The 24,960-nt window shown below is 70.2% G+C and carries 14 protein-coding genes; 2 read left to right on the plus strand and 12 right to left on the minus strand.

Translation table 11 applies throughout. The features are described from left to right. Window positions 1–576: 576 nt before the first annotated feature. From AC3A57_RS04925 to AC3A57_RS04950, 6 genes are all read right to left on the minus strand, one after another. Window positions 577–1,836 (minus strand): VWA domain-containing protein, encoded by a 1,260-nt coding sequence (locus AC3A57_RS04925; RefSeq protein ID WP_487577874.1) that lies wholly within the window; start codon window positions 1,834–1,836, stop codon window positions 577–579. Beyond that, window positions 1,833–4,256, minus strand: a complete 2,424-nt coding sequence (locus AC3A57_RS04930; RefSeq protein ID WP_487577875.1) for a DUF5682 family protein — start codon at window positions 4,254–4,256, stop codon at window positions 1,833–1,835. Before AC3A57_RS04930 ends, AC3A57_RS04925 begins: the two co-directional genes overlap by 4 nt. Window positions 4,257–4,263: 7 nt before the next feature. Beyond that, window positions 4,264–5,346, minus strand: a complete 1,083-nt coding sequence (locus AC3A57_RS04935; protein WP_487577876.1) for an ATP-binding protein — start codon at window positions 5,344–5,346, stop codon at window positions 4,264–4,266. 86 nt (window positions 5,347–5,432) lie between these two features. Then, complete coding sequence (locus AC3A57_RS04940) at window positions 5,433–6,935, minus strand: DUF5691 domain-containing protein (RefSeq protein WP_487577877.1); 1,503 nt, start codon at window positions 6,933–6,935, stop codon at window positions 5,433–5,435. Continuing rightward, window positions 6,932–8,278 carry an SWIM zinc finger family protein gene (locus AC3A57_RS04945; protein ID WP_487577878.1) on the minus strand — a complete coding sequence of 449 codons (1,347 nt, stop codon included), beginning with the start codon at window positions 8,276–8,278 and terminating at the stop codon, window positions 6,932–6,934. Before AC3A57_RS04945 ends, AC3A57_RS04940 begins: the two co-directional genes overlap by 4 nt. A 104-nt stretch (window positions 8,279–8,382) precedes the next feature. Then, window positions 8,383–8,886: a nuclear transport factor 2 family protein gene (locus AC3A57_RS04950; RefSeq protein WP_487577879.1), complete on the minus strand. Its 504-nt coding sequence runs from the start codon at window positions 8,884–8,886 to the stop codon at window positions 8,383–8,385. Window positions 8,887–9,103: 217 nt separating this feature from the next. Here AC3A57_RS04950 and AC3A57_RS04955 point away from each other — a divergent pair, with 217 nt between their 5' ends. Together AC3A57_RS04955 and AC3A57_RS04960 are read left to right on the plus strand one after the other, a co-directional pair. After that, window positions 9,104–10,780, plus strand: coding sequence for a long-chain fatty acid--CoA ligase (locus AC3A57_RS04955; protein ID WP_487577880.1), 1,677 nt, complete (start codon window positions 9,104–9,106; stop codon window positions 10,778–10,780). A gap of 197 nt (window positions 10,781–10,977) precedes the next feature. Beyond that, window positions 10,978–11,913, plus strand: a complete 936-nt coding sequence (locus tag AC3A57_RS04960; protein ID WP_487577881.1) for a crotonase/enoyl-CoA hydratase family protein — start codon at window positions 10,978–10,980, stop codon at window positions 11,911–11,913. A gap of 51 nt (window positions 11,914–11,964) precedes the next feature. Here the strand turns inward: AC3A57_RS04960 and AC3A57_RS04965 are convergent, their stop codons facing one another. The 6 genes from AC3A57_RS04965 to AC3A57_RS04990 all read right to left on the minus strand — a co-directional run bounded on the left by AC3A57_RS04965 (window position 11,965) and on the right by AC3A57_RS04990 (window position 24,642). Next, the gene (locus tag AC3A57_RS04965; protein ID WP_487577882.1) at window positions 11,965–14,133 is read right to left on the minus strand and encodes an ATP-binding protein; all 2,169 of its coding nucleotides are present in this window, start codon (window positions 14,131–14,133) and stop codon (window positions 11,965–11,967) included. A 3-nt stretch (window positions 14,134–14,136) separates the two neighbouring features. Beyond that, window positions 14,137–15,195 carry a cyclic di-GMP phosphodiesterase response regulator RpfG gene (gene rpfG, locus AC3A57_RS04970; protein WP_087960666.1) on the minus strand — a complete coding sequence of 353 codons (1,059 nt, stop codon included), beginning with the start codon at window positions 15,193–15,195 and terminating at the stop codon, window positions 14,137–14,139. A 251-nt stretch (window positions 15,196–15,446) separates the two neighbouring features. Next, entirely contained in the window at window positions 15,447–16,964 is a 1,518-nt protein-coding gene (gene lysS / locus AC3A57_RS04975; RefSeq protein ID WP_487577883.1) for a lysine--tRNA ligase, read from the minus strand. 119 nt (window positions 16,965–17,083) lie between these two features. Further along, window positions 17,084–18,212 (minus strand): peptide chain release factor 2 gene (gene prfB, locus AC3A57_RS04980; protein WP_221672595.1). Its coding sequence is split into 2 segments (ribosomal slippage): window positions 17,084–18,136 and window positions 18,138–18,212, totalling 1,128 coding nucleotides; the frame shifts between segments, so codons are not numbered across the junction. A 130-nt stretch (window positions 18,213–18,342) separates the two neighbouring features. Beyond that, entirely contained in the window at window positions 18,343–21,291 is a 2,949-nt protein-coding gene (locus tag AC3A57_RS04985; protein WP_487577884.1) for a DUF2135 domain-containing protein, read from the minus strand. 693 nt (window positions 21,292–21,984) lie between these two features. Beyond that, entirely contained in the window at window positions 21,985–24,642 is a 2,658-nt protein-coding gene (locus tag AC3A57_RS04990; RefSeq protein WP_487577885.1) for a beta-mannosidase, read from the minus strand. Window positions 24,643–24,960 lie beyond the last annotated feature (318 nt).

The following is a 24,960-nucleotide window of genomic DNA, read 5'->3' on the forward strand; positions in this document are numbered from 1 at the left end:
CGCAAGCCCCGCCCTTTCGAGCCCCTCTCCTGCGTGCGGGAGAGGGGTTTAGGAGCGGCGTAAGCCGCAACATCCGCAGCGGTGCGCGAAAGCGGGCTCTCCGAAGCCCGGTCGATCAGCGGGGCCGCATCAACATCGCGATATTTTATCGCTGTCGCCCGTGTCGAACCCGGGCTGCGGCAACGACGCTTGCGTCCGTCGCTGCGGCTGTCGCGGCTTACGCCGCTCCTACAAGGCGATTCGTGGGCCGCTCGATACGGCGCGGTCGCGGCTTGCGCCGCTCCCACCCCTTCGAATCGCCGGCTTTTGCTAGGAGCGGCGTAAGCCGCGACTTCCGCAGCGGTGCGCGAAAGCGGGCTGTCCGAAGCCCGGTCGATCAGCAGGGCCGCATCAACATCGCGATCTTTTATCGCTGTCGCCCGTGTCGAACCCGGGCTGCGGCAACGACGCTTGCCTCCGTCGCTGCGGCTGTCGCGGCTTACGCCGCTCCTACAAGGCGATTCGTGGGCCGTTGGATGCGGCGCGGGCGCGGCTTGCGCCGCTCCCCCCCCGGCTCAGCCAGGTTCGCCTGTGGCCTCACCGCGCCGGCGAGGTCGGCACCAGGCCGTTGCCCGAGGCCCACTGGGCGATGTCGTCGCGGCGGATCGCCGCCGCCATCAAGCCCGGAAAGGCGTCGGGAGTACAGGCGAAGGACGGCACGCCGAGCGCGGCGAGCTTGGCCGCCAGCGCCTGGTCGTAGGCCGGGCGGCCTTCGTCGCTGAGCGCGAGCAGGACGATGAACTGCACCCCGGCCTCGACCAGTTCCTGCGCCCGCGCCAGCAGCCGCGTCTCCACCCCGCCCTCGTACAGGTCGGAGATCAGCACCAGGATGCTGTTGCGCGGTTCGCGGATCAGGCTCTGGCAATAGCTCACCGCGCCGTGGATGTCGGTGCCGCCGCCGAGCTGCACGCCGAACAGCAGGTCGACCGGGTCGTCCAGTTGCTCGGTCATGTCGACCACGGCGGTGTCGAACACCACCAGCCGGGTCGCCACCGCCGGCAGCGAGGCCATCACCGCGCCGAAGATGCTCGAGTACACCACCGACGCGGCCATCGAACCGCTCTGGTCGATGCACAGCGTCACCTCGCGCTGCGGCCGGCGCGACTTGCGGCCGTAGCCGATCAGCTGCTGCGGCACGATCGTGTTGTGACTGGCCTGCCAATGCTTGAGATTGGCGCGGATGGTGCGGTTCCAGTCGATCTCGGCATGGCGCGGCCGACGCGAACGGCGCGCCCGGTCCAGCGCGCCGGTCACCGCCGAACGCATCGGTTCTTCCAGCTTGCGCATCAGCTCTTCGACCACCTTGCGCACCACCAGGCGCGCGGTCTGCTTGGTTTCGGCCGGAATCACCCCCGACAGCGAGACCAGGTTGGCGACCATGTGCACGTCGGGCTGCAGGCCTTCGAGCATTTCCTTTTCCAGCAGCATCTGGCGCAAGTTCAGCCGCTGCAGCGCATCGCGCTGCATGACCTGGACCACGCTGGTCGGAAAGTACTTGCGGATGTCGCCGAGCCAGCGCGCCACGTTCGGCGCCGAGCCGCCGCGGCCGCCGCGCCGGCCCAAGCCGCCCGGACCGGCGGGTTCGTACAACGCCGCCAGCGCCGCCTCCATCGCCGCCAATCCGGCGCCGGGCGCGCCGCAGCTGTCCTGCGACTCGCTGCCCAGGATCATGCGCCAGCGCTCGGCGCGGCTGCTGGGCGCCGCCGCCTCGTCGCTGACCGCGGTCGCGGTCGCTACCGGGATTTGCAGGTCCGCGCTCGCCGGCGCGCTCGTCGGCGTGACCATCGACATGTTCATCGGATCTCCACGGCCTCCAGGCCGAACAGTTCGCGCAACACCGGCAACGCGCGCGCGGCGCGCTCGCCGTTCCAGGCCGGCGCCGGGGCGGTCGCCCGCGCCTGCCCCTGCGGCCGCTCGACCCGCTTGCCGAGATCGCGCCGGTCGGCGGCCTCGAAGCGGGCGAAGCTGCGCCGCAACAGCGGCACCACGCGCAGGAAGTGCTCGTGGCCGAGCCCGGACACCCAGGCGTCGATCAGCGACCAGACCGCGTCGTCGTGCAGCAGCACGGCGGCGTTGCGGTTGAGGAACCCGTCCAGCCACTGCGCCGCCTGCAAAGGCTCGGCGCCGAGCGACAGATTGAGCCCGAGTTCGTCCGCCACCGAAGCGCCGTCGAAGCCGCCGGCGTCGAACAGCAGCCGCGTGCACAGGCCGCGCAGCAAGGGCGCGGCGCTGTGCGAGCGCGCGACCAGGCCCAGGCTGCGTCGCCAGGCCTCGGTCTGCGCCGGGTCTTCGCGCAGTTCGACCGCGCGGTCGGCGCCCAGCACGACCTCGCGCGCGGCTTCGGCCGCCTCTTCGTCCAGGCCGCCCACCGCCAGGCCCAGGCCGATGCAGGCGCGGGCCAGGATGCCGTCGAACAGGCTGCGCACCTGGGCGGCGTCGGTGTTGCGCACGTTGCCGTAGCGCTGCACGTTGGCCAGCGGCGGCAGCGCCGCCAGCAGGGACAAGGGATCGCTGTCGGTGGCCGCGCGCGCCTGCAGTTGTTCGGCGACGGCTTCCACCGCCTGGGCCAGGTTCGCCAGCAGCACCCGGTCGATCAACGCCGACAAGGCCGGCAGGCGCTCGGCCTGGCGCGCCTGCTCGATCGCGCGCGCGGTCGCGGCCTGCTCGACGCTCTGGCCGTAGCGGCTGGCCACGACCAGGTCGATCTCGAACCCGGGTTGCCAGGCCAGTTCCCAGACTTCGCGGAAGCTGCCGCGCGAGGAGCGGCCGACGCCGCCGAGCCGGCCCCAGCCGATGTCGAGCAGCAGCAGGCGATGCAGCAACTGGCTGCGCTGCAGGTCGGTGTCGTTGCGCAGGTCCAGTTCCAGCGCCTTGCTCAGGGTCTCCGGCTTGAGCCGCAAGCGCTTGCGTTGCGCTTCCAGGTCGCGCTGCAACGGCACGGTCGGCACCGCCTCGGGCACCTGGCCCAGGCGTTCGCCGATCATCAGCGCCTGCCCGATCAGGCGCATCGGCGCGTCGTCGCCGTTGCACAGGATGCTCAGGCTGGCTTCGTTGAGCTCCTCCAGGCTCGGCGCCGGCCGCTCGCGCAAGGCCGCCAGGGTGTCGGCCAGGCGCGCGGCTTCGATCAGATGCGCCGAGGAACAGTCCAGCCCGTGTTCGCGCAGCACCCGCGCCACCCGCGCGAACCAGCCCGCCGCGCGCGGGCCGTCGCCGTGCAGCCACAGGTGTTCGTACCAGCCCGGCGCGTCGATGCCGGCGCCGTAGCCGCTGGCGCTGCTCAGGTGGCGATAGGTCCAGGGCACCCAGGTCGCCGCCGCCTTCAATTTCGGCAGCTCCTTGAGCAGGGCCTTGTCGGCCGCCGCCGAGGTCTTGGCGACCAGCGCCGGCACGTGCCAGGCGCCGCAGACCACGGCGATGCGCCGATGGCCCTGCTTGACCGCCTCGCGCACGCCGGCGCGCATGTGCGCCTCGCGCAAGGCTTCCTGGCGCGCGTCCAGGCCGGTGTCCAGCCCGGCCTGCTGGCGCAATTCGGTCATCGCCGCGCCGATCGCCTCGAACAGATCGGCGCCGTCGCCGCGCTCCTCGACCATATGGTTCCACCAGCTCTCGCCGTCGGCGTAGCCGGCGGCCTGGGCCAGCCAGTCCAGCGGATCGCGGTGCCGGGCCGGCGCGGCGGGCTCGGCGAGCGGCGCCGCGGCCGAACCGTCCGCGGCCGCGTCGACGGCCTCCTGCGCAGCCGCGGCCCGGGCCGCATCGTCGGCCGGAGCGGCCGGTGCCGGATCCGCCGCGGCTGGGTGGCCGGCGTCGTTCTCAGTGCCGCTGTGCGCCTCACCGCTCCCTTCGCCCGCCGCCGTGTCCGCCGCACCGCCGCGGCGCGCGCGCTCCTGCGCTTGCCAGGCCAGGCTGGCGCCGGCCGGCACGTCGATGAAACGCACCGGCACGGCGTGTTCGACCGCCCAGCGCATCGCCTGCCATTCCGGCGAGAACTCGGCGAAGGGGTGGAACACCGCCAGTTGCGGATCGTCGACGCCGTAGGACAGCAGCGCCACCGGCGGCTGCAGTTGCGGATCGCGCAGATGCTCGATCAAGGCTTCGCTGCCGGCCGGGCCTTCGATCAACACGCAGTCCGGCTGCAATGCGTCCAGGCTCCGGCGCAGACTGCGCGCGCAGCCCGGGCCGTGGTGGCGGATGCCGAAATAGCTGACCGGACCGCTCATGGCCGGCTCAAAGCTGTTCGCGGAAGGCGCGGTACAGGTCCTTCCAGTCCGAGCGCTCCTTGACCACCGTTTCCAGATACTCCGTCCACGCCACCTGGTCCTGCACCGGGTCCTTGATCACCGCGCCGATCATGCCCGCGGCCATGTCGGCCGGACGCAGCACACCGTCGCCGAAGTGCCCGGCCAGGGCCATGCCGTTGTTGATCACCGAGATCGCCTCGGCGGTGGACAGGGTCGAGCTGGGCGACTTGAGCTTGGACTTGCCGTCTTCGGTCTGGCCGTTGCGCAGTTCGCGGAAGATGCGCACGATCCGCGCCACTTCCTTCAGCGCCGGCGGCTCGGCCGGCAGTTCCAGGGCGCGGCCGAGTTCGTGCACCCGCTTGACCACGATCGAGATCTCCTCCTGCTCGCTGGACGGCACCGGCAGGATCACCGTGTTGAAGCGGCGCTTGAGCGCGCTGGACAGTTCGTTGACGCCCTTGTCGCGGTTGTTGGCGGTGGCGATCACGCTGAAGCCGCGGGTCGCCTGCACTTCGCTGCCCAGCTCGGGCACCGGCAGGGTCTTTTCCGAGAGCACGGTGATCAGGGTGTCCTGGACGTCGGCGGGGATGCGGGTGAGCTCCTCGACCCGGGCGATCTTGCCCAGCTTCATCGCGTTCATCAGCGGACTGGGCACCAGCGCGTTCTCGCTCGGGCCGTGAGCCAGCAACTGGGCGTAGTTCCAGCCGTAGCGGATCTGCTCTTCGCTGGTGCCGGCGGTGCCCTGGATCAGCATCGTCGAGTCGCCGCTGATCGCCGCGCTGAGGTGCTCGGAGACCCAGGACTTGGCCGTGCCCGGCACGCCGAACAGCAACAGAGCGCGGTCGGTGGCGACCGTCGCCACCGCGATTTCCATCAGCCGGCGGTTGCCGATGTACTTGGCGCTGATCTCGAAACCGTTGTCGAGCTTGCCGCCGATCAGATAGGTCACCACCGCCCACGGCGACAGTTTCCAGTTGGCCGGGCGCTGGCGGTCGTCGGCCTTGGCCAGTTGTTCGAGTTCTTCGGCGTATTGGTGCTCGGCATGTTGGCGCAGGACGGCGGTGCTCATCGGAACTCCCCAGAATTCGGTACGTGATGCGTAAGGAAGAAAGCGGCCCGACCCGGCGGGTTGGGCGTATCGGGCATATCGGACGTTCAGGCGTGAAGCAGGCGACGCAGCGCGACGGTGCGTTCGACCGCGAGCAGGCATTCGCTCATCGCCGCGGTCTCCTCGGCGCTGCGCGGCAGCGCGCGCCATTCGCGCAACGCCTGCGGATGCAGCACCTCGACCAGCGACTGGATCACCGGGCGCAGGTTCCAGTCGTGGCGCAGGCGGTCGCGCTCCACCGTCTCGTACAGGCCCTCGACGATCGCTCGCGAGTAATCGGCCGGCAGGCTCTGCCCCGGCGCGCAGGAATCGATCACCTCGTCGTGGCGGTTGTGCCGCCACAGCTGCTCGAAGCTGCGCGGCCAGTGGCGCACGCGCTCGGCCGCCGGCAGCATCGCCAGCAGGCGCGCGTGCTCGCCCTGGAACGCGCGCCCGGGCGCTTCGAGCATGGCCACGATCCAGTCCGGATCTTCGGCCCCTACCCGCTCCAGCCAGCCGCGCTGCAGCGCGGCCTTCCAGTCGCTTTTCTCGGCCCAGGCCAGACACTGCGCCGCGCTCATGCCGGTGTGCGCGCACCACCAGGCCAGCGGCGCCTGGCGGGCCAATTGGTACAGCCACCAGGCTCGTTCTCCCAGCGCGTCGTGCTGCGGGCGCGCGGTCTCGATCGCCGCGCCGGCCCAGTCCGGATCGGCCGTGTGTGGCGCCTCCACGACCCAGCGCTTGACCAGCAGGGCGCGCTCCTGGGTCACCAGCGGCGCCAGCCAGGCCAGCAGGCGTTGCGCATGCGCCGATTGCGGCAGCCGCGCCAGCAGGCCGGCGGCGATCCGCCGCACGTCGCGGCCGCGGTCCTTGAGCAGGCCGGCGAGCAAGGCTTCGTCGTCCGCCGACAGGCCGACCTCGAGCGCGGCGGCGAACTCGGCGCGTTCCTTCGCCGGCAATTCGCCGAGCTGTTGCTGCAGCATGCCGCGCGCGGCGCCGGGATCGGCCGCGCGCACCGCGCGCAACAGCTGCAGGCGCTGTTCGAAGCTGCCCTCCTGCCACAACCGCGCCGGGTCGTCGCCGTCCGCCGCCGCGGCATCGCCGCCGCCGGCATAGGCCCAATCCGGGTTCAGCCCGGCCAGCCAGCGGCCGCGTTCGCCGAGCACCGGCAGCAATGCGCCGCGCAGGCGGGTCGAGCGCTGCCCGGCGGCCAACGCCGTCGCCAGGGCGCTGGGCGGCAAGCGCCGGTCCAGCGCCTGCAAGCGCAGGCAGGCTTCGTGCTGCAGGCGCTCGCCGCCGTCGCGGAAAATCGCGCGCAGCGCTGCGGCCAGCGGCTGATCCTCGGCCAGCGCCGCGGCATCGTCGGCCGCGCCGGCCGGTAGCGGCGCCGCGGCCATGGTGTCCACCGCCGCGCGCCGGCACGCGGCCATCGCCGCCGCGCCGCGGGCGTAGCGCACCGCCGCGTCGTCGTCGGCGCAGGCCTGCAGCAACTCGTCGACCGGCGCGCCGAACGCGAACGGGCGGGCGCCGTCGACGCCGATCAGCGCCGGCTTGATCCATTGCCCGCTCATGCCGCCTCCGTCCAACCGGCGAGTTCGTCGCCGCACTCGCGCCAGGCGGCGAGCGGACGCAGCGCGCGGCCGTCCCACTCGCCCATCAATTTCAGGCCGCGGCCGCCGCTGTGCGCGAGCAACCGCCAACCGGCCGCATCGGCCAGAGCCAGGCGCAGGCCGCCGGCCGGCGTGTGCGCCTGCCAGCCGTCGCCATCGCGCACCGGCACCGCCGCGTCCAGGCTCATCGGCCAATAGCCCAGCCAGGGATTGGCGGCGAACGCCCGCGACGCGCGCTCGATCGCCTCGGCCGCGTTCTGCGACCAGCGCGGCGCGGCTTCGCCGGCGCCCTGCTCCAGCACCAGCGCGCGCAACGGCACGCTGCCCGGAAAGAAGCGCAGGGTCGCGGCGACCCGGCGGCCGTCCAGCCACTGGTGCTCCCAACCGCGGCCGCCGTAAGCGTAATCGTGCAGCAGCGCGTCGCGGCCGCTGGTTTCGCCGCGCAGCCAGACCCGGCGCTCGAACAGGCGGTCCTCGCGCTCTTCGATGCGCTGGCCCTGCACCTGCCAGCGGTCGGCGACGGTTTCGCCCAGGATGGCCAGGTCGTCCTTGTCGTAGACCCAGCCCAGCGCGGTGCGCACATCGGCCAGGCGCGCCGGCGCCAGACGCTGGCGCCGGCTCACCGCCTCGCCCAGCAGCCACAGCAGACCGAGGCGTTCGATCACCCCTTCGGCCGCTTCCAGGCCCTCTCCCATCGCCTCGGTCGCCGCCAGCAACTGGCCCGCCAGCGCCGGCGCCTGGGCGTCGACCATGCGCGCGGCCATCGCCTGCCATTCGCCGCGCTGGGCCGGGCCGAACGAGGCCAGGCCGCGGCGGAACTGATCGGCGATCCAGCGCTGCAACTCGGCGCCGCCCTGCTCGATGCGTTTCCAGCGCGCCGCCTCGCGTTTGGCCGCGCTCGCGGCGGCGGCTTCCGGGTCGGCGGCCTGGGCCGCGGCGGCCTTGGCGGCGGTCTGTTCTTTCTTGACCGCGCGGTCGCGGCGCGAAGCCAGCCATTCCTCGACCCAGCTCGGCCGCGGCTGCGCCGCCGGGATCGCGGCGCGCGCATGCATCAGCAACAGCGCCAGGGCGTGCTTGCACGGGAACTTGCGGCTAGGACAGGAGCAGCGGGTGACCAGCGCGGCCAGGTCGACCTGGGCCTGATAGGGCTTGGCGCCGCTGCCCTTGCATTCGCCCCACAGCGCTTCGGCGTCGCCGCCGAGGCTGGCCCATTGCGTCGCCGAAGCCAATCCGGTGGCGGCCTTCGCGGAAGATGCGTCGGGCGCGAGCGCGAGCGCCTGCTCCGCGGTCAAAGCTGATTCCATTCGATCCGGTCCCCGGCCGGCGATCGTCCTTGCGGTCGCGCAGAATAGCCGAGCGCGGTCTCACCCGGCGAGAGCGCGACGTCGCCGCGCAGGCCGGCCGACGGTCACAACCGCGGCTGCCACTGCGCCGAGGTCATGCGCCATTCGCCGGCCTGTTCGCGCCAGCCGGTCTTGACCGAATACCACTGCGCCGCCTCCGGCAAGGGCTGGCCGGCGCCGCCGCCGAGCGCGGCCTCGAACCGCACCCGCGCGTGGCCTTGCTGCAACTCGATGTCGACCTGGCCGATCTTGACCCAGGTGCGGCGATAGCGCAGGAAGCTTGCCGCCGCCAGGCGCCGCGCGCCGGTGCGGTCCATGCCCTCCGGGCCGACGAAATCGTCGGCGAGCTGGGTTTCGATCGCGCTGGCGTCGCGCGCGTCGATCGCCGCCTGCAGCCGCCCGATCGACTCGCGCAGGCGCTGTTCCGGGGACGCAGGCTCGGCGCAGCCGGCCAGCGCCGCCAGCGCCAGCAGCGCCGCCCCGCGCAGCAGCGCGCGCCGGCGCATCGACGCCGGTGCCGGCGGGGCTGGCGGAAACTCGGTCGTGCGGCTGGGGTGGCGGCTGCGCATGGCGGGGAAATCCGGCGTTCGGAGAATCGCACGACCGTTCGCCCGGCCGTATCCGACTACGATCCTGACAGGTCCGCGCTACCGCCGACAACGCCCGCGCGGACGCCGCGGCGGCGCCTTGCCAGGGGGTAGAGCCTATGCTCCAATCGATCAAACACCGTACGGCGGCGCACACAGCCGCCGGCGCCGCATCTAAGCGATTAAAGAGGGGATCGCGATGAGTTTGGAACGTCCGTGGCTTGCCCAGTATCCGCAAGGCGTGCCGGCACAGATCGATGTCGACGAGTTCCCGTCGATCGTCTCGGTGCTGCAGAACGCGATCGATAAATACCGGGACCGTCCGGCCTTCTCGAATTTCGGCAAGGTCCTCACTTACGGCGACATCGATCGGCTCAGCGCGCAATTCGCCGCGTACCTGCTCGGCGAGCTCAAGCTCAAGAAGGGCGATCGCGTCGCGATCATGATGCCCAACTGCCTGCAGTACCCGATCGCCACCTTCGGCGTGCTGCGCGCCGGCCTGAGCGTGGTCAACACCAATCCGATGTACACCCCGCGCGAGCTCAAGCACCAGCTCGACGACTCCGGCGCGTCGGTGATCTTCGTGCTCGACAACTTCGGCAAGACCGTGGCGGAGGTCGTCGCCGGCACCCAGGTCAAGCAGGTCATCACCACCGGCTTGGGCGACATGATCGGCGGGCTCAAGGGCCCGATCATGAACTTCGTGCTGAAGTACGTGAAGAAGATGGTGCCGGACTACGACATCCCCGGCGCCGTGCGTTTCCGCGACACCCTCACCCTGGGCCAGATGCACAAGCTGCCCGAGGTGGAGATCTCGCCCGACGACATCGCCTTCCTGCAGTACACCGGCGGCACCACCGGCGTGGCCAAGGGCGCGATGCTGACCCATCGCAACCTGGTCGCCAACATGCAGCAGGCCGCGGCCTGGGTCGGCGCCAACGTCAAGCTCGGCCAGGAAGTCATCATCACCGCACTGCCGCTGTACCACATCTTCGCGCTGACCGCGAACGGCCTGGTGTTCATGAAGTTCGGCGGCCTCAACCACATGATCACCAACCCGCGCGACATGGCGGGTTTCGTCAAGGAACTGAAGAACACCCCGTTCACCGCGATCACCGGCGTCAACACGCTGTTCAACGGCCTGCTCAACACGCCCGGTTTCGACCAGGTGGATTTCTCGCGCCTGCACCTGACCCTCGGCGGCGGCATGGCGGTGCAGCGTTCGGTCGCCGACCGCTGGAAGCAGGTCACCGGCGTGACCCTGGTCGAGGCCTACGGCCTGACCGAAACCTCGCCCGCGGCCTGCATCAATCCGATGGACCTGGCCGAGTACAACGGCGCGATCGGCCTGCCGATCTCCTCCACCGACGCCTGCGTCAAGGACGAGGAGGGCCGCATCCTGCCGGTCGGCGAAGTCGGCGAGCTGTGCATCAAGGGCCCGCAGGTGATGAAGGGCTATTGGCACCGGCCCGAGGACACCGCCCAGGTCATCGACCCCGACGGTTGGCTGCACACCGGCGACATGGCGCGGATGGACGAGCAGGGTTTCTTCTACGTCGTCGACCGCAAGAAGGACATGATCCTGGTGTCCGGCTTCAATGTGTATCCGAACGAAGTGGAGGACGTGATCGCGATGATGCCGGGCGTGCTGGAAGTGGCCGCGGTCGGCGTGCCCGACGAGAAGTCCGGCGAAGCGGTGAAGGTGGTGATCGTGAAGAAGGATCCCTCGCTCACCGCCGAGGAGGTCAAGGCCCACGCGCGCGCCAACCTCACCGGCTACAAGCACCCCAGGTTCGTCGAGTTCCGCACCGAGCTGCCCAAGACCAACGTCGGCAAGATCCTGCGCCGCGAGCTGCGCGACAACGCCAAGACGTGAGTTTCGGTGAGCCGGTCGCAGCGCCGCGCGCTACGACCGGCCATTGCCGTATTCAGGAGCCCCTGCCCGGCAGGGGCTTTTTTGTGCGCGCCAACGCAGGCAAAACGCGAACTCGGGCTTGTCTGAACACACTAGGAACGAGGTGTAGCATCGAATTGCGGGACTTTTTTCCCGCCACCGACCTCCAGGAGTCCGCCATGTCCATCTCCGCTCGTTTCCCCATCGCCGAAGCCGCTTCCGCCCGTTTCCCGGCCGCCGAAGCCAGCCTGTTCCGTCACGTGGCCGATGCCGCGGGCAGCGTGGATTGGGGCTACATGCACGCCCAGCCCGAACTCGTCCATGGAGCGGACGCGGTCTATTCGCCCTGCTTCTCGATCCGCCTGCTCGACGACATGAAGCGGGTGCAGGAACGCATCCGCCGCGAACTGGCCGCCGACACCGATCCGCGCGCCGGCATCCGCCATTTCGTCCTCGGCTCGGAAGCCGATGTGTTCAATCTCGGCGGCGATCTGGCCCTGTTCTCGCGCCTGATCCGCGAAAACGATCGCGAGCGCCTGCTCGACTATGCGCGCCTGTGCATCGAGGTCGCCTTCAACCTCTACCAGCTGCACGAAGACCGCGTTCACAGCATCGCGGTGATCCAGGGCGACGCGCTCGGCGGCGGCTTCGAGGCGGCGCTGTGCTGCCACACCATCATCGCCGAGGCCGGCACCGGCATGGGCTTCCCGGAGGTGCTGTTCGACCTGTTCCCGGGGATGGGCGCCTACACCTTCCTGACCCGTCGCGTCTCGCCGGCCCAGGCCGAGCACATGATGCTCAACGCCCGCGTGTATCCGGTCGAAGAGCTGCTGCGGATGGGCGTGGTCGACCAGGTGGTGCCGCGCGGCTGCGGTCTGCAGGCGGCGCACGACACGATCAAGCGCAACCAGCGCATGGGCAATGCGCTGCGGGCGATGAACACAGTGCGCCAGGCCTGCCGTCCGGTCAGCCTGCAGGAGCTGCTGTCGGTCACCACCGAATGGGTCGACGCGGCGATGCGCCTGAGCGACCGCGGGCTCAAGACCATGGACCGTCTGGTGCGGGCGCAGCAGCGCCGGGCCGGCTCGGCCGCGCTGAACCTGGCGCTGGCATGATCGTCTTGCAGGGGGGAGCCTGCCACGCGTCCTGCGTGGCAGGATGCAAACTCAGGAAACGTCGGGAACGTCCTTGCCGCGCCCGCCACGGCTGAGCCGCGCCACTTCCTGACGGCTGAGGTCGGCGACCGCCGCCAACTGCCCGGCGAGTTCGCTGACGAGTTTGCCGTGCTCGCGCGCCAGCGCATCGTCGCCGGCCCGCATGATCTGCGAGCAACGCTCGGCGATGGAGTGGGCGCCCAGGTTTTCGCAGACGCCCTTGTAGGCGTGGGCGACCTCGCGGAACTCGTCCCAATGCTGGGCCTGGCCGGCCGCGCCGAGATTGGTCTGGCACGCCGCGGCGTCCTTGAGGCACTGCTCGACGAAGTCGCGCAGGAACTGATCGCCCAAGCCCATTTCCGCCAGCTCGGCGAGCACCGCCGGATTGGTCAGCGGACGGCTGACGTCGCTGATCGCGCGCACCGCCGGCAGGCGCTGGGTATCGACCACGTCGGCGATGGTTTCCAGCAAGCGCCCGACCACGATCGGCTTGGTCAAAAAGGCCATGGCGCCGGCTTCGCTGGCCGCCTCGGAGGCCTGCAGGGTCGCATCCGCGCTGAGGATGATGGTCGGCGTGCGGCGGCTGTTGCCGGCCTGCATGAAGCGCAGCTGGCGGATCACGTCCAGGCCGCTCAGGCCGGGCATGTGCATGTCCAGGATCGCCAGTTCGAACTGGCCGGTTTCCAGCTGGTCCAGCGCTTCTTCGCCGTCGTTGACCGCCTGCACCCGGTGGCCGGCGCGCTCCAGGATCCGGGTCAGCACGGTGCGGTTGGCCGACTGGTCGTCGGCGATCAGCACCTTGAGGCTGCGCACCCGGGTCTTGTGGCGGATGAAGGGGTCTTCGAACGAGACCACCTTGCCGCTGTCCGTCGGCGCGGCCTCGTGCGCCGCCGGCGCCGCGTCTTCCAGGCGCAGCGGCAGCTCGATCCAGAAATGGCTGCCGCCGCCGGGGTTGGTCTCCAGGCCGATCTGGCCGCCGAGCAACTGAGTCAGGGTCTTGGCGATGGTGGTGCCCAGGCCGGTGCCGCCGAAACGCCGGGTCGGGCCGTTGTCGACCTGCTCGAAGGCCTGGAAGATCCGTTCCTGGTCGGCGCTGGGGATACCGATGCCGGTGTCGCGCACCGAGAAGCGCAGCCGCGCCTGGCGCCCGCCGCCGGCCACCGCGACCGGCGCGCCGCCGTCGGCGATCCGGGTCACCAGCGACACCCCGCCCTTCTCGGTGAACTTGACCGCGTTGTGCAGCAGGTTCAGCAGCACCTGGGTCAGCAGCGCGCTGTCGCCGTTCAGGCGCAGCGGCACGTCCTGCTCGACGTCGATCTTGAGGGTCAAGCCCTTGGCCGCGGCCAGCGGCTGCAGCATCTTCTGCAGGCGCTTCATCACTTCCTGCAGGTTGAAGTCGACGTCGCGGCGCTGCAGCTTGCCGGCCTCGATCGCCGAGATGTCGAGCACGTCGTTGACCAGCAACAGCAGCGACTGGGCCGAGGTGTGGATGACGTCGGCGTACTCGCGCTGTTCCGGCGCCAGGCGGGTGCCGTGCATCAGCTCGGCCATGCCGATGATGCCGTTCAGCGGCGTGCGCAGCTCGTGGCTCATATTGGCCAGGAAGCGGCTCTTGGCCTCATTGGCCCGGCGCGCGTCCTCGGTCGCCTTCTGCAGGCTGCGCAGCAGCGACGACAGGTAGGCCGGGATCGCCACCAGGCCCAGCCACAGGCCGACCGCCAGGTAGGGCTGGCCGCGCCAGTACGGGTTGGCCAGGATCACCGCCAGGAACGAGGCCCCGGCCAGGCTGGCGGAGGTGTACAGGTAGGTGGTGCCGTAGCGCAGGCCGTTGCCGATGGTCACCCACAGCACGATCACGTACAGCGGCGCCAGCGAGGGCGCGTCCAGCGACATCAGCGCCGCCAGGGTCGAGTAATCGGCGATCATGCCGATCCAGCGCCGCAGGTGCGAGACCCCGGGCCAGCGCACGATCCCGGCCAGCAGCCCCAGGCCCACCACCGACTCGGCCGACATCACCCAGAGCATGGTCTGGGTCGCCCGGTTGTCCTGCTGGAAGGCTTGCAGGCCCAGCAGGTAGGCCACGATCAGACAAGCGATGATCAGGCGGACCAAGGCCTGCCCGTGCTCGCTGTCCGGGCGGTTGGACAGGCGCTCCTTCAACAAGCGCAGGATGGAAGCCATCGGCTACTCCAAGCCGGGACGAGGAAAGCTGGCCGAGTATCTGTCGCAAATTTCGTCGAGACGGGCGCGGCTGCGGATCAGCGCATCCACGCACCGCGGGTCGAACAGGCGGCCCCGCTGGGCGTACATATACTCCAAAGCCTCTTCCACGTCCCAGGCTTTCTTGTAAGGACGGGGCGAAATCAGCGCGTCGAACACGTCGGCCACGGCCACGATCCGGGCCTCCAGCGGGATCTGCTCGCCGACCAGCCCGTCCGGGTAGCCGCTGCCGTCGTAGCGCTCGTGGTGGCGCAGGGCGATCAGGGCGCCGGCCTGGATGAAGCGGTTCTGGCTGCCGCTGAGCAGCTCGTAGCCGATCTTGGGGTGGCGGCGCATGACCGCCGTCTCCTCCTCGGTCAGCGGGCCGGGCTTCATCAGCACCGAGTCGGGGATGGCGATCTTGCCGATGTCGTGCAACGGCGCGGCCATCTCGATGACCCGGATCTCGTCCTCGAACATGCCCAACTGCTCGGCGATCAGCCCGGCGATATGCGACATCCGCTCCAGGTAGGCGCTGGTGCCGGCGTCCCGGTACTCGATCGCGCGCGCCAGCCGCGACAGGGTCTCGCGCTCGCGTTCCTCGACCTCGTGCATGCTCGACAGCAGGCGCTGCTCCAGCGACAAAGCGCGCTGCTTGACGTTCTCGGACTGCTGGCGCAATTGCAGCAGGTTGCGGCAACGCGCGCGCAGCTCGCGCGGACGCACCGGCTTGACCAGGAAGTCGATCACCCCCGCTTCCAGCGCGGCCTGGCGCACCGGCTCGTCGCCGACCACGGTGACCAGGATGATCGGGATGTCGCGGTGCATCGGCAGGCGGCGGAAACGGCGCGCGAATTCCAGGCCGTCGATCCCGGGCATGCGGTAATCCAGCAGCAACAGGTCGGGCTGGTGCGTTTCGCACCAGGCGAGCGCGGCCTCGGGTTCGCCGAAATCGTGCACCGACAACTCGGGCGCTATGTCCTCGATGATGTGGCGCAGCATGGTCCGCGCGGACGTTTGGTCATCGACGATAACGACGTTCACACCGGTATCCGTAGTAGGGCCGCCCCCTGTGGCGGCCGATCCGCGAGCATACTCCGACGCGTTGCCCGTGACAGCCGTCTAAGGTCCCAAGTGGCAAACCTGGAACACCTCATTAGAAACCGCCGCGAGCCTGCGGCGCGCAGTCCGCAGTCGCAATGCGCGCGGTTCATCACGTTTTCTACGCAAGCCCACAACGAAAACGGCCAGCGAATGCCGGCCGTTTTCGGTTGCGCCTTGCGTTGGCCGCCGGCTCAGCCGCCGGCTTCCGGGCGCATGTAGGGGAACAGCAGCACGTCGCGGATCGAGGAGCTGCCGGTCAGCATCATCACCAGGCGATCGATGCCGATGCCCAGGCCGCCGGTCGGCGGCAGGCCGACTTCCAGCGCGCGGATGTAGTCGGCGTCGTAGTGCATGGCCTCGTCGTCGCCGCCCTCCTTCTGGTCGACCTGGGCCTGGAAGCGCGCGGCCTGGTCTTCCGGATCGTTGAGCTCGGAGAAGCCGTTGGCCAGCTCCTTGCCGCCGATGAACAGCTCGAAGCGGTCGGTCAGCTCCGGGTCCAGGTCGTTGGCGCGCGCCAGCGGGCTGACCTCGACCGGGTGGTCGGTGATGAAGGTCGGCTGGATCAGAGTGTGCTCGACGGTCTTCTCGAAGATCTCCAGCAGCAGCTTGCCCCAGCCGTAGGACGGCTTGACCCCGATCTTCAGTCGCGCGCAGTGAGCGCGCATGGCGGCGAGGTCGCGCAGTTCCTCACGCTTGATCTCCGGGTTGTGCTCGAGCACGGCCTCGGTCATCGACCAGCGGCGGAAGCCCGGGCCCAGGTCGATGGCGTGGCCGTCCCACTCGACCTGGGCGGTGCCGAGCACGTCCTGCGCGCAGTGGCGGATCACCGCTTCGGTCAGGTCCATGATCTGCGTGTAGGTGGCGTAGGCCTCGTACAGCTCGAGCATGGTGAACTCGGGATTGTGCCGGGTCGACACGCCCTCGTTGCGGAAGTTGCGGTTGATTTCGTAGACCCGCTCCAGGCCGCCGACCACCAGCCGCTTGAGGTACAGCTCCGGCGCGACCCGCAGGTACAGCTCCAGGTCGAGCGCGTTGTGGTGGGTGACGAAGGGCTTGGCCGCGGCGCCGCCGGGGATGTAATGCATCATCGGCGTTTCCACTTCCAGGAAGCGGCGCGCGTCGAGCCAGGCGCGCATCGCGCGGATGATCTTGGAGCGCTTGACGAACACCTCGCGCGCGTCCGGCGAGACGATCAGGTCGACGTAGCGCTGGCGGTAGCGCTGCTCGACGTCGCTGAGGCCGTGGAACTTGTCCGGCAGCGGGCGCAGGGCCTTGGTCAGCAGGCGCAGCGACTCGGCCTTGACCGACAGCTCGCCGGTCTTGGTCCGGGTCAGCGGACCTTCGGCGGCGACGATGTCGCCCACGTCCCAGGTCTTGAACTTGTCGTAGGTCTGGCCGAGCGCGTTGGCCTGCAGGAACAACTGGATGCGGCCGGACTCGTCCTGGATCTGGACGAAGCTGGCCTTGCCCATGACCCGCTTGAGCAAGATCCGGCCGGCGACCGCGACGCGCTGGCCGCGGGCGTCCAGCGCCTCCTGGGACCAGGCTTCGGCGTCGACGAACTGCGCCTGCAGGTCGCCGACATAGTCGCCGCGGCGGAAATCGTTCGGGAACGCGATCCCCTCCTCGCGCAGCGCCTTGAGTTTGCCGCGGCGCTCGGCGATCAGGTGGTTCTCGTCGATGGGCGGCAGTTGGGTCTCGTCGGTCATTTTTGCGGGATTCGGGATTCGGGATTGGGGATTCGAAGCAGGGATTCCGGGAGCGGGCGGGATCGGCTTTGGCCAAAATCCCTAATCCCCGATCCCGAATTCCCGAGGCGGCAGCCGCCTCAGACGGCGTCGGAACGTTTCGAGCCGACTTCCAGGCCGGACTTCAGGCTGGCTTCGACGAATTCGTCGAGATCGCCGTCGAGCACCTTCTGGGTATCGCTGCGCTCGATGCCGGTGCGCAGGTCCTTGATCCGGCTCTGGTCGAGCACGTAGTTGCGGATCTGGCTGCCCCAGCCGATGTCGGACTTGGTCGCTTCGACCGCGTCGCGCTCGGCGTTGCGCTTCTGCATTTCCAGCTCGTACAACTTCGCCGCGAGCATCTTCATCGCCCGGTCGCGGTTGGCGTGCTGGCTGCGCTCGGTCTGGCAGGCCACCACTATCCCGCTGGGGACGTGGGTGATGCGCACCGCCGACTCGGTCTTGTTGACGTGCTGGCCGCCCGCGCCGGAAGACCGGTACACGTCGGTCTTGAGGTCGGCCGGATTGATCTCGATGTCGATCTTGTCGTCGACTTCCGGCGACACGAACACCGAGGTGAAGCTGGTGTGGCGGCGGTTGTCGGAGTCGAACGGCGACTTGCGCACCAGCCGGTGCACGCCGGTCTCGGTCTTCAGCCAGCCGTAGGCGAAGTCGCCCTCGACCCGGAAGGTGGCCGACTTGATCCCGGCGACGTCGCCGCCGCTGACTTCCATCAGCTCGGCCTTCCAGCCGCGCGATTCGGCCCAGCGCAGGTACATGCGCAGCAGGATTTCGGCCCAGTCCTGGGCCTCGGTGCCGCCGGCGCCGGCCTGGATGTCGACGAAGGCGTTGGTGGAATCCATCTGGCCGGAGAACATGCGCTGGAATTCCAGCTTCTCGACCTGCTTGCTGTAGCGCTCGACGTCGTCGACCACGGCCAGGGCGGTGGACTCGTCGTCCTCCATCTCGGCCAGTTCCAGCAGCTCCAGGCCGCCGACCAGGCCGTCGGTGAGGCTGCGGATGCCGGTCACCACCTTGTCCAGCGAGGCGCGCTCGCGGCCCAGGCCCTGGGCGCGCTCGGCGTCGTTCCAGACGTCGGGGCTTTCCAGCTCGCGGTTTACTTCTTCCAGACGTTCGACTTTGCTGTCGTAGTCAAAGATACCCCCTCAGCGCATCCAGCCGACCCTTGAGGTCGGCGATGCGCTGGCGGACGGGATTGAGTTCGATCATGTCCGAGTGGTCTTGATGCGGATGAACCGGCGATTCTAGCAGCCCGGCGGCCGCCCCGCCCTGCCCTACGGCCCGCGCCGCCGCGTTCCGGGCCGGGCGGGCGCCGCGGCGCCCGCCCGGCTGCGGCGGTTCAGCGGACCTCGAACTCGCCGACCAGGATCTGCTCCTTGGCGTCGTTCAGCCGCAGGGTGACCTGGCGGTCCTGCTGGCCGGGGCCGCCGAAGCCGGTGCTCAGGCGCAGGCTCAGGGTGGTCGCCCCGGTCACCAGTTGCTGGCGGTCGCCGTAGAACTGGGCCTCGACCTTGTACTTGCCGGGCTTGGCCCGGCGCAGGGCGAACTCCTCGGGGCCGTAGCCGCCGGTGAAATCGTCGGTGATGCGCCCGCCCTGGTAGGTCAGCGGATTGCCGTAATAGCACTTCTCCCCGTTCGGGTCGGTGACCCACAGGTCCATGTCGCTGTCGTCGCTGTCCCAGCTCAGCACCGCGCGTAAGGCCAGCGGCAGGTTGCGACGCAGGCGCGGGTCGACCCGGCCCAGGTCGACCCGGTCCGGGTGGGCGGCGGCGATCGCGTTGAGTTCGGCCAGGGCGATTTCCTCGACGCCGTCGAAGCGGCCGTCCCAGCTGCGCAGGACGACCTCGTACAACTGGTCGACCGCATCCTGGGCCCGGCCGGCGGCGGCGTAGGCCAGGCCCAGGTCGCGGAAGCTCTGCGGCTCCTCCTCGGCCATCCGCTGCACCCGTTCCAGCACCTGCGCGGCCAGCGCCGGCTGCCCGGCCTGCATCAGCCGGTAGCCGAGCACGCGCAGGACATGGCGGTTTTCCAGGTCGAGTTCGGCCAGATTGGACAGCACCCGCAGCGCCAGTTCCGGCCGGCCCTTCTCGAACAGCACGTCGGCGGCGTCGAGGTAGAACGCGGTGCTGCCGGCCTGCGAATCGCGTTCGTCGAGGTAGATCGCGTAGGCGCTGCCTGCATCGGCCTTGCGCAGGCGACGGGCATAGGGCGAATCCGGCTGCCAGGCCTGCAGGGCGATGCGGGCCGGGCGCTGGGCGGCGGCCGATCCCGCCTCGTCCCGCTCCAGGCGACTGCCGGTGACCTCGATCCGATCCATCATCGCGTCGGCCGCGACGGCTTCCGCGGGCATCGGCGGCAGCGCCGCCGCCGGTGCCGGCGCCGACGCATCCACGGAGGGCGATTCGGCCACGGCCGGCATCGGTTCCGGCATCGGCGGCACCGAAAGGACCCGATGCTGGCTGCGGGCAATGCGCTGCGGCGCGCCCTTGGGGAAATCGCGCTGCCACCAGTCGATGCGCTGCTGGTAGCTGCCCGCGACCAGGTCGAGGTGGATGCGGCGCTCGCCGGCGACCTGGGCCTCCTGCTCCGACAGCAGGCGCCGGTATTCCTCGCGCAAAGGCGCCGGCGGCTCGATCCGGTAGCGCGCGTAGTCGGCCACGTCTTCCAGCACGATCAGCGAGGTTTCGGCGTTGACCAGGCCGAAGCGCTGGCCGAGCCGGGCGATCTGCGCCCGATGGCGTTCGGGGTCGGCCTGCAGCGCGCGGATCGAGTACTGCGCCCACAGCGCCGCCGGGAAGCGGCTGTTCGGGAACGCCGCCTCGTCGGCGCCGATCGGCAGCTCCAGCTCGCGCTCGCCGGCGGCGTCGCGCAAGCGCAGGCGCAGCGTCGCCGGCGCGTCGCGCAGGCGGCCGGCGACGCGCAGCAGGCCGGCGTCGGCGAAGCTCGACTCGGCCACCGCATCGGCGATGCCGGCGCCGCCCACCGACAACAGCTGCGGCGCCAGTTCGAGCAGCTCGCGCGCCGCGCGCTCGATCTCGCCGGCGCGGCTCCAGGCGATCAGGCGTCCACCGTGGGCCTGCGCGAGCGCGCGCAAGCGGTCGTTGTCGCCGTCGGCGCCAGCGGCGTTGAGCGCGTACAGACGCTGCTGCGGGCCCAGTGCGGGCAGGCGCTGCTCACCGTAATTGAACAAGCCGTCGCTGAAAAGCAGGTATTCGCCGACCTCGGCCTGCGCGGTCCAGCCGCCCGGGTCGGTGGCGCCGTCGTAGACGGTGCCGGCCAGTTCGCGGCGCAGCGCCGACCAGTCGCCGCCGCGGACCTCGAAGGTCTGCGCCGCTTCGGCAACGTCGCGCAGGCGGATCAGGCGCACCTGCACGTTGCCGGCGGCGCGGAAATAGCGGTCGAGCAAGTCCAGCTCGCCGGCGTGGTCGCGCTTGCGGCCGGAGGCCGAGGCGTCCCACAGCAGGCCCACGGTTCGCGGCAGCGTGCGCGGCGCCGAGGCGCCGCTCAGCGGCACTTCGGCCAGGAAGTAGCGTTCGCCGGCGAGGTCCTGCACGTAGCTGCGCGCCTGCGCGGCGCGCGGCAGGCGCAGGCTCAGCGCTTCGCCCGGCGGACGCTCGGTCAGGGTCAAGCGGTAGCCGCGGCCGTCCTTGCGCGGCTTCAGCCCGCGGGCCAGGCCCAGCGCCTCGGGCTTGGCCGCCGTGCGCAGCTCGCCGGCGAAGCGGCCGGCGCCTTCGGCGAAGCGCAGCGGCAGTTGATACAGCCAGCCCTCGCCGTCCAGGCGCAGCGATTCGACCAGGTCCAGCCGTACCCGGCGCGTACCGCCGGCCGGGATCGGATACACCCGCAACTTGAATTGGTTGCCGGCGGTCTGTTCGAGCAGGCCGGGGTCGATGCCTCGACGTTCGATCGCCTCGAACACCTGCCGGCCCTGCGCCTTCGGCACCGGTACCGCGTCGCGCATCGCGCCGCCGATATCCAGGGCGAAGCCGGCGACCTGCTGGCCGGGCTGCAGGGGAAATTGCAGCTCGCCTTCCAGCACCCGCGAGTTGGGATTGCGGAACACCAGCTCGATCGAGGTTCGCGCCAGCCCGCCGACGATCTCGCCGTCGACCTGCGCTGATGCCAGTTCGATCGGCCGTTCGACCGGAGTTCCGGCGATGCGCAGCAGCGGCGGCAACGGTGGAGCGGTCGGATCGGCGGGCGTCTGCGCGTCGGCCAGGCCGACCAGGCCCAGAGGCAAGCTGAGCAGCAGGCCGGCGAGCACGGCGGGGGCAAAGGGGAATTTCACCGGAGGCGCTTCCTTGTGGCAGGGTCGAACCCCTTAACGCGCGAACCGCGCGGACGGGGTGAGGCTTCCTTGCCGGCGGGCGATGCCGCAGCGGCGGGGCCAGCTTCGATGATGCCGGCGGGGATGGCAAGCGCAGCGGATCGGGCTACACACGCGTACCGCCTTGCGCGGCATTCCGGTCGCGGCTCACGCCGCTCCTACACAAGCAGGGCGCCGACAGTCATGCGAGGTCTCTGCGGTTCGTCCCTTTGGAAAAGCGGGGCCAGGGGGATTTGCTCTTGCTCTTGCTCTTGCTCTTGCTCTTGCTTTCGCCGCCAACCGCAAGCGCGCGGTCGCGGCTTGCGCCGCTCCTACCCCGGGACGCCGTGACGGTTGGCAGGCGCGGCGATGGGCCGTGTGCGCGGCTTCTCCAGTCGCGGCTTACGCCGCTCCTACACAAGCAGGGCGCCGACAGTCATGCGAGGTCCCTGCGGTTCGCTCCTTTGGAAAAGCGGGGCCAGGGGGATTTGCTGTTGCTCTTGCTCTTGCTCTTGCTCTTGCTCTTGCTCTTGCTCTTGCTCTTGCTTTTGCTCTTGCTTTTGCTCTTGCTGTTGCTGTTGCTCTTGCTTTCGCCGCCCCCCGCAAGCGCGCGGTCGCGGCTTGTGACCAGAGGAAATCCCCTGGGACGCCGCTCCTACCCTCGCAGCCTGCGGCTCAGGGGCGATGCAAGGAGCGCAATTGCAGCGCTTGGCGCAGTTCGTCCAGGCCGGCCGGGGAGGTCAACGCGATCTCGACGGTCTCGCCCGGCAGCAAGGTCAGGGCGTTGTCGGCCAGGGTCGCGTCGCGATCGCCGAAGTCGATCCACACCGCGCGTGCGAGGGCAGCGGCGTGCAGGCGCAGCACGTAGCCCGCGCCCTCGCGACGCAACTCGGCGCGCAGCTTGGGATCCGGCCAGGCCAGGGTCTTGGCTTCGCCGAAGTAGACCGCGCGCCGCGACACGCTGCGGCCGTCGACGATCAGGTCGAACACCGCCGCGGTGCGCTTGGGATCGGCGCCGCGCAGCAATTCCTGGTCGCTCCAGGCGCCGGCCGCGGTGGACGCCGCCGCGGCCAGGTTCGCCGGGTGGCGCTCGTCGCGATGGACCTTGCCGTCGAAGTCGATCACCCGCAGGCGCCATTGCGCCGGCACGGCCGCCTGCCGGTCGGAGATCAGGCTCAGTTCGGTGCGCGCCTGGGCCGGGCGCCGCAACGGCGCGACGGTCAGTTCGGCGAAGAAGCGCTTGGCGTGGAAATGCAGCGGCTTCCAGCGGCCGAAATAATCCAGGCTGGCCCAGGAGGCGCCCGGCCAGACGTCGTTCAACTGCCAGTACAGCGAGCCCATGGTGCGCGGCCGCGAGGCGCGGTGGTGCAGTGCGGCCAGTTCGATGCCCTCGGCCTGGACCTGCTGGCTCAGGTAGACGAAGTCGGCGAAGTCGCGCGGCTCGCCGTATTCGCCGCGGATGTACTTGAGCAGGCGGGTATTGCCGTCGCCGGCGAGGAATTTCTGGTGGGCGCGGATCACCGGCGTCTCGACGCCCTGCTCTTCCGGTTTGGCGAACGCGCCGATGGTGCGCAGCGAGGGCCAGCCCTGCAGGCCGTACTCGGACATGAAGCGCGGGGTCTCGTCGAGGTAGGCGGTGGCCGGCAGCGCCGGCCCGCCCCACACGTCCCAGTAATGCTTGTCGCCGTTGTTGGAGTCGTTGGCTTTCTCGGCCAGGTCGTTGCTGGGCGAACTGGACCAGTACGGCACGCCGGCGCCCTCCTCGGCCACGACCTGGCGCAGGTCCTTGCCGAACAACGCGACATAGCCGTCCCACACGGTCTGGGCGAAGGCCGGGTCGGCCTCTTTCAGCTTCTTGCCGTGGCCCCAGTCCTTCCAGGCGGTCTCTTCTTCGTTGTTGCCGCACCACAACACGATGCTGGGATGGTTGCGCAGCCGGCGCACGTTGTCGCGCGCCTCGGCGACCACGTTGGCGCGGAACGCGGCGTCGTAGCCGGGCGGCATGCCGCCGCCGAACATGAAGTCCTGCCACACCATCAGGCCGAGTTCGTCGGCGATGTCGAAGAAGTCGTCCGACTCGTAATAGCCGCCGCCCCAGTTGCGGATCATGTTCATGTTGGCGTCGCGCGCCGACTGCAGGTCGCGGCGCATGCGCTCGCGGCTCACTCGCGCCGGGAACGCGTCGAACGGAATCGCGTTGGCGCCCTTGGCGAACACTTCCACGCCGTTGACGACGAAGGCGAAGCCCTGGCCGTGCGCGTCCTTTTCGCGCTTGATCTGCACCGTGCGCAGGCCGGTGCGGCGGCCGGCCTGGGCCAGCACTTCATCGCCGTCGCGCACGGTGGCGCGGAACGCATACAGCGGCTGCGCGCCGTAGCCGACCGGGTACCACAGCTGCGGCCGCTCGATCCGCACCGGCATCGAGACCCGGTTCTGGCCGAGCTTGAGCTCGGCTTGGTGGCGCAGCACCTGCCTGGCGCCGTCCGGCGCGGCGTACTCCAGTTCGACGGTCGCGGCGCCGGCGCGCGCGACGAGGATCTCCAACTCGGCCGACAGCTCGGCCGCGTCGCGGCCGATCCGTTGCGGGTTCAGATGCAGGTCGGCCAGGCGCAGGCGGTCCCAGCTTTCCAGGCGCACTCCGCGCCAGATGCCGGCGCTGACGTAGCGCGGGCCCCAGTCCCAGCCGTAGTGATAACCCGGCTTGCGGGCGAAGTTGCCGGTCATCGCATCCTTGGGCTCGTCGCCGTAGGGCGAGGGATAGTTGCCGGCGATCTTGTTCGGCATCGCCTGCACCTGCGGCAGCAGCTTGCGGATCGGCGAGGCGAAAACGATGCGCAGCTCGTTGCCGCGTTCGCGCAGGCGGCCGTCGACCGGCGCGCGCCAGGTGCGGAAAGTGTTGTCGGCGCGCAGCAGTTCGCGGCCGTTGAGATAGACGGTGGCGAACGTGTCCAGACCGTCGAACACCAGTTCGTTGCGCGCGCGCGCCAACGTCGCCCGGTCCAGATCGAAACGGGTCCGGTACTCCCAGCCGGCCAGGCCGATCCACTGCAACTGTGCCTCCGGCGCGCCGATATAGGGATCGACGATCAGTCCGGCGGCGAGCAGGTCGGTGTGGACGTGGCCGGGCACCCGCGCGGCATGCCAATCGGTGGCGTCGCGGTGCGCGGCCGCCTCGGGGTCGCCGGGCAGCAGGCGGAACTGCCAGCCGGCGTGCAGTTCGCGGCTGGCCAACGGCGCCGCCTGCGCCGTCCAGGCGGCGGCGACCGCCAGCAGCATCAGGGCGATGGCGGCGAGCGTGCGCCAGGAGGACGAAGGCCTTGCGGTCTGGGGCATGGTTCACCTGTCGGAGAAGAAGCGCGCCGGCGCAGGCCGGTCCGCGCGCGAATTCGGGGCCGTGCCGGCGCGGCGACGGAGGCGGCCGTGGCGGCGACCGGACGAAGACGCCCCGGAAAAAAACGGGAGCGCGCATTCCCGCGCTCCCGTTCCGAGGTCCGGACAAGACCTCGCAGCACGCTTTCCGAGGGTGGCCGCGAGGGGGTACACCGCCTTGCCCGGGAGGTCCGCCGTCGTTGCGCAGCGCCACTGGAGAGGGACGCCGCGGCCCGCCGGCGGGGTTACCGCCGCACGCAGGGGCCCGGGCGGCCCCTGCAT

The sequence above is a fragment of the Lysobacter sp. Soil_C_15 genome (genome assembly GCF_057657315.1).

Bases quoted from the DNA above. Each gene is read 5' to 3' on its own strand.
- AC3A57_RS04925 (WP_487577874.1), bottom strand. From the start codon at position 1,836: ATGAACATGTCGATGGTCACGCCGACGAGCGCGCCGGCGAGCGCGGAC.
- AC3A57_RS04930 (WP_487577875.1), bottom strand. From the start codon at position 4,256: ATGAGCGGTCCGGTCAGCTATTTCGGCATCCGCCACCACGGCCCGGGC.
- AC3A57_RS04935 (WP_487577876.1), bottom strand. From the start codon at position 5,346: ATGAGCACCGCCGTCCTGCGCCAACATGCCGAGCACCAATACGCCGAA.
- AC3A57_RS04940 (WP_487577877.1), bottom strand. From the start codon at position 6,935: ATGAGCGGGCAATGGATCAAGCCGGCGCTGATCGGCGTCGACGGCGCC.
- AC3A57_RS04945 (WP_487577878.1), bottom strand. From the start codon at position 8,278: ATGGAATCAGCTTTGACCGCGGAGCAGGCGCTCGCGCTCGCGCCCGAC.
- AC3A57_RS04950 (WP_487577879.1), bottom strand. From the start codon at position 8,886: ATGCGCAGCCGCCACCCCAGCCGCACGACCGAGTTTCCGCCAGCCCCG.
- AC3A57_RS04955 (WP_487577880.1), top strand. From the start codon at position 9,104: ATGAGTTTGGAACGTCCGTGGCTTGCCCAGTATCCGCAAGGCGTGCCG.
- AC3A57_RS04960 (WP_487577881.1), top strand. From the start codon at position 10,978: ATGTCCATCTCCGCTCGTTTCCCCATCGCCGAAGCCGCTTCCGCCCGT.
- AC3A57_RS04965 (WP_487577882.1), bottom strand. From the start codon at position 14,133: ATGGCTTCCATCCTGCGCTTGTTGAAGGAGCGCCTGTCCAACCGCCCG.
- lysS (WP_487577883.1), bottom strand. From the start codon at position 16,964: ATGACCGACGAGACCCAACTGCCGCCCATCGACGAGAACCACCTGATC.
- AC3A57_RS04990 (WP_487577885.1), bottom strand. From the start codon at position 24,642: ATGCCCCAGACCGCAAGGCCTTCGTCCTCCTGGCGCACGCTCGCCGCC.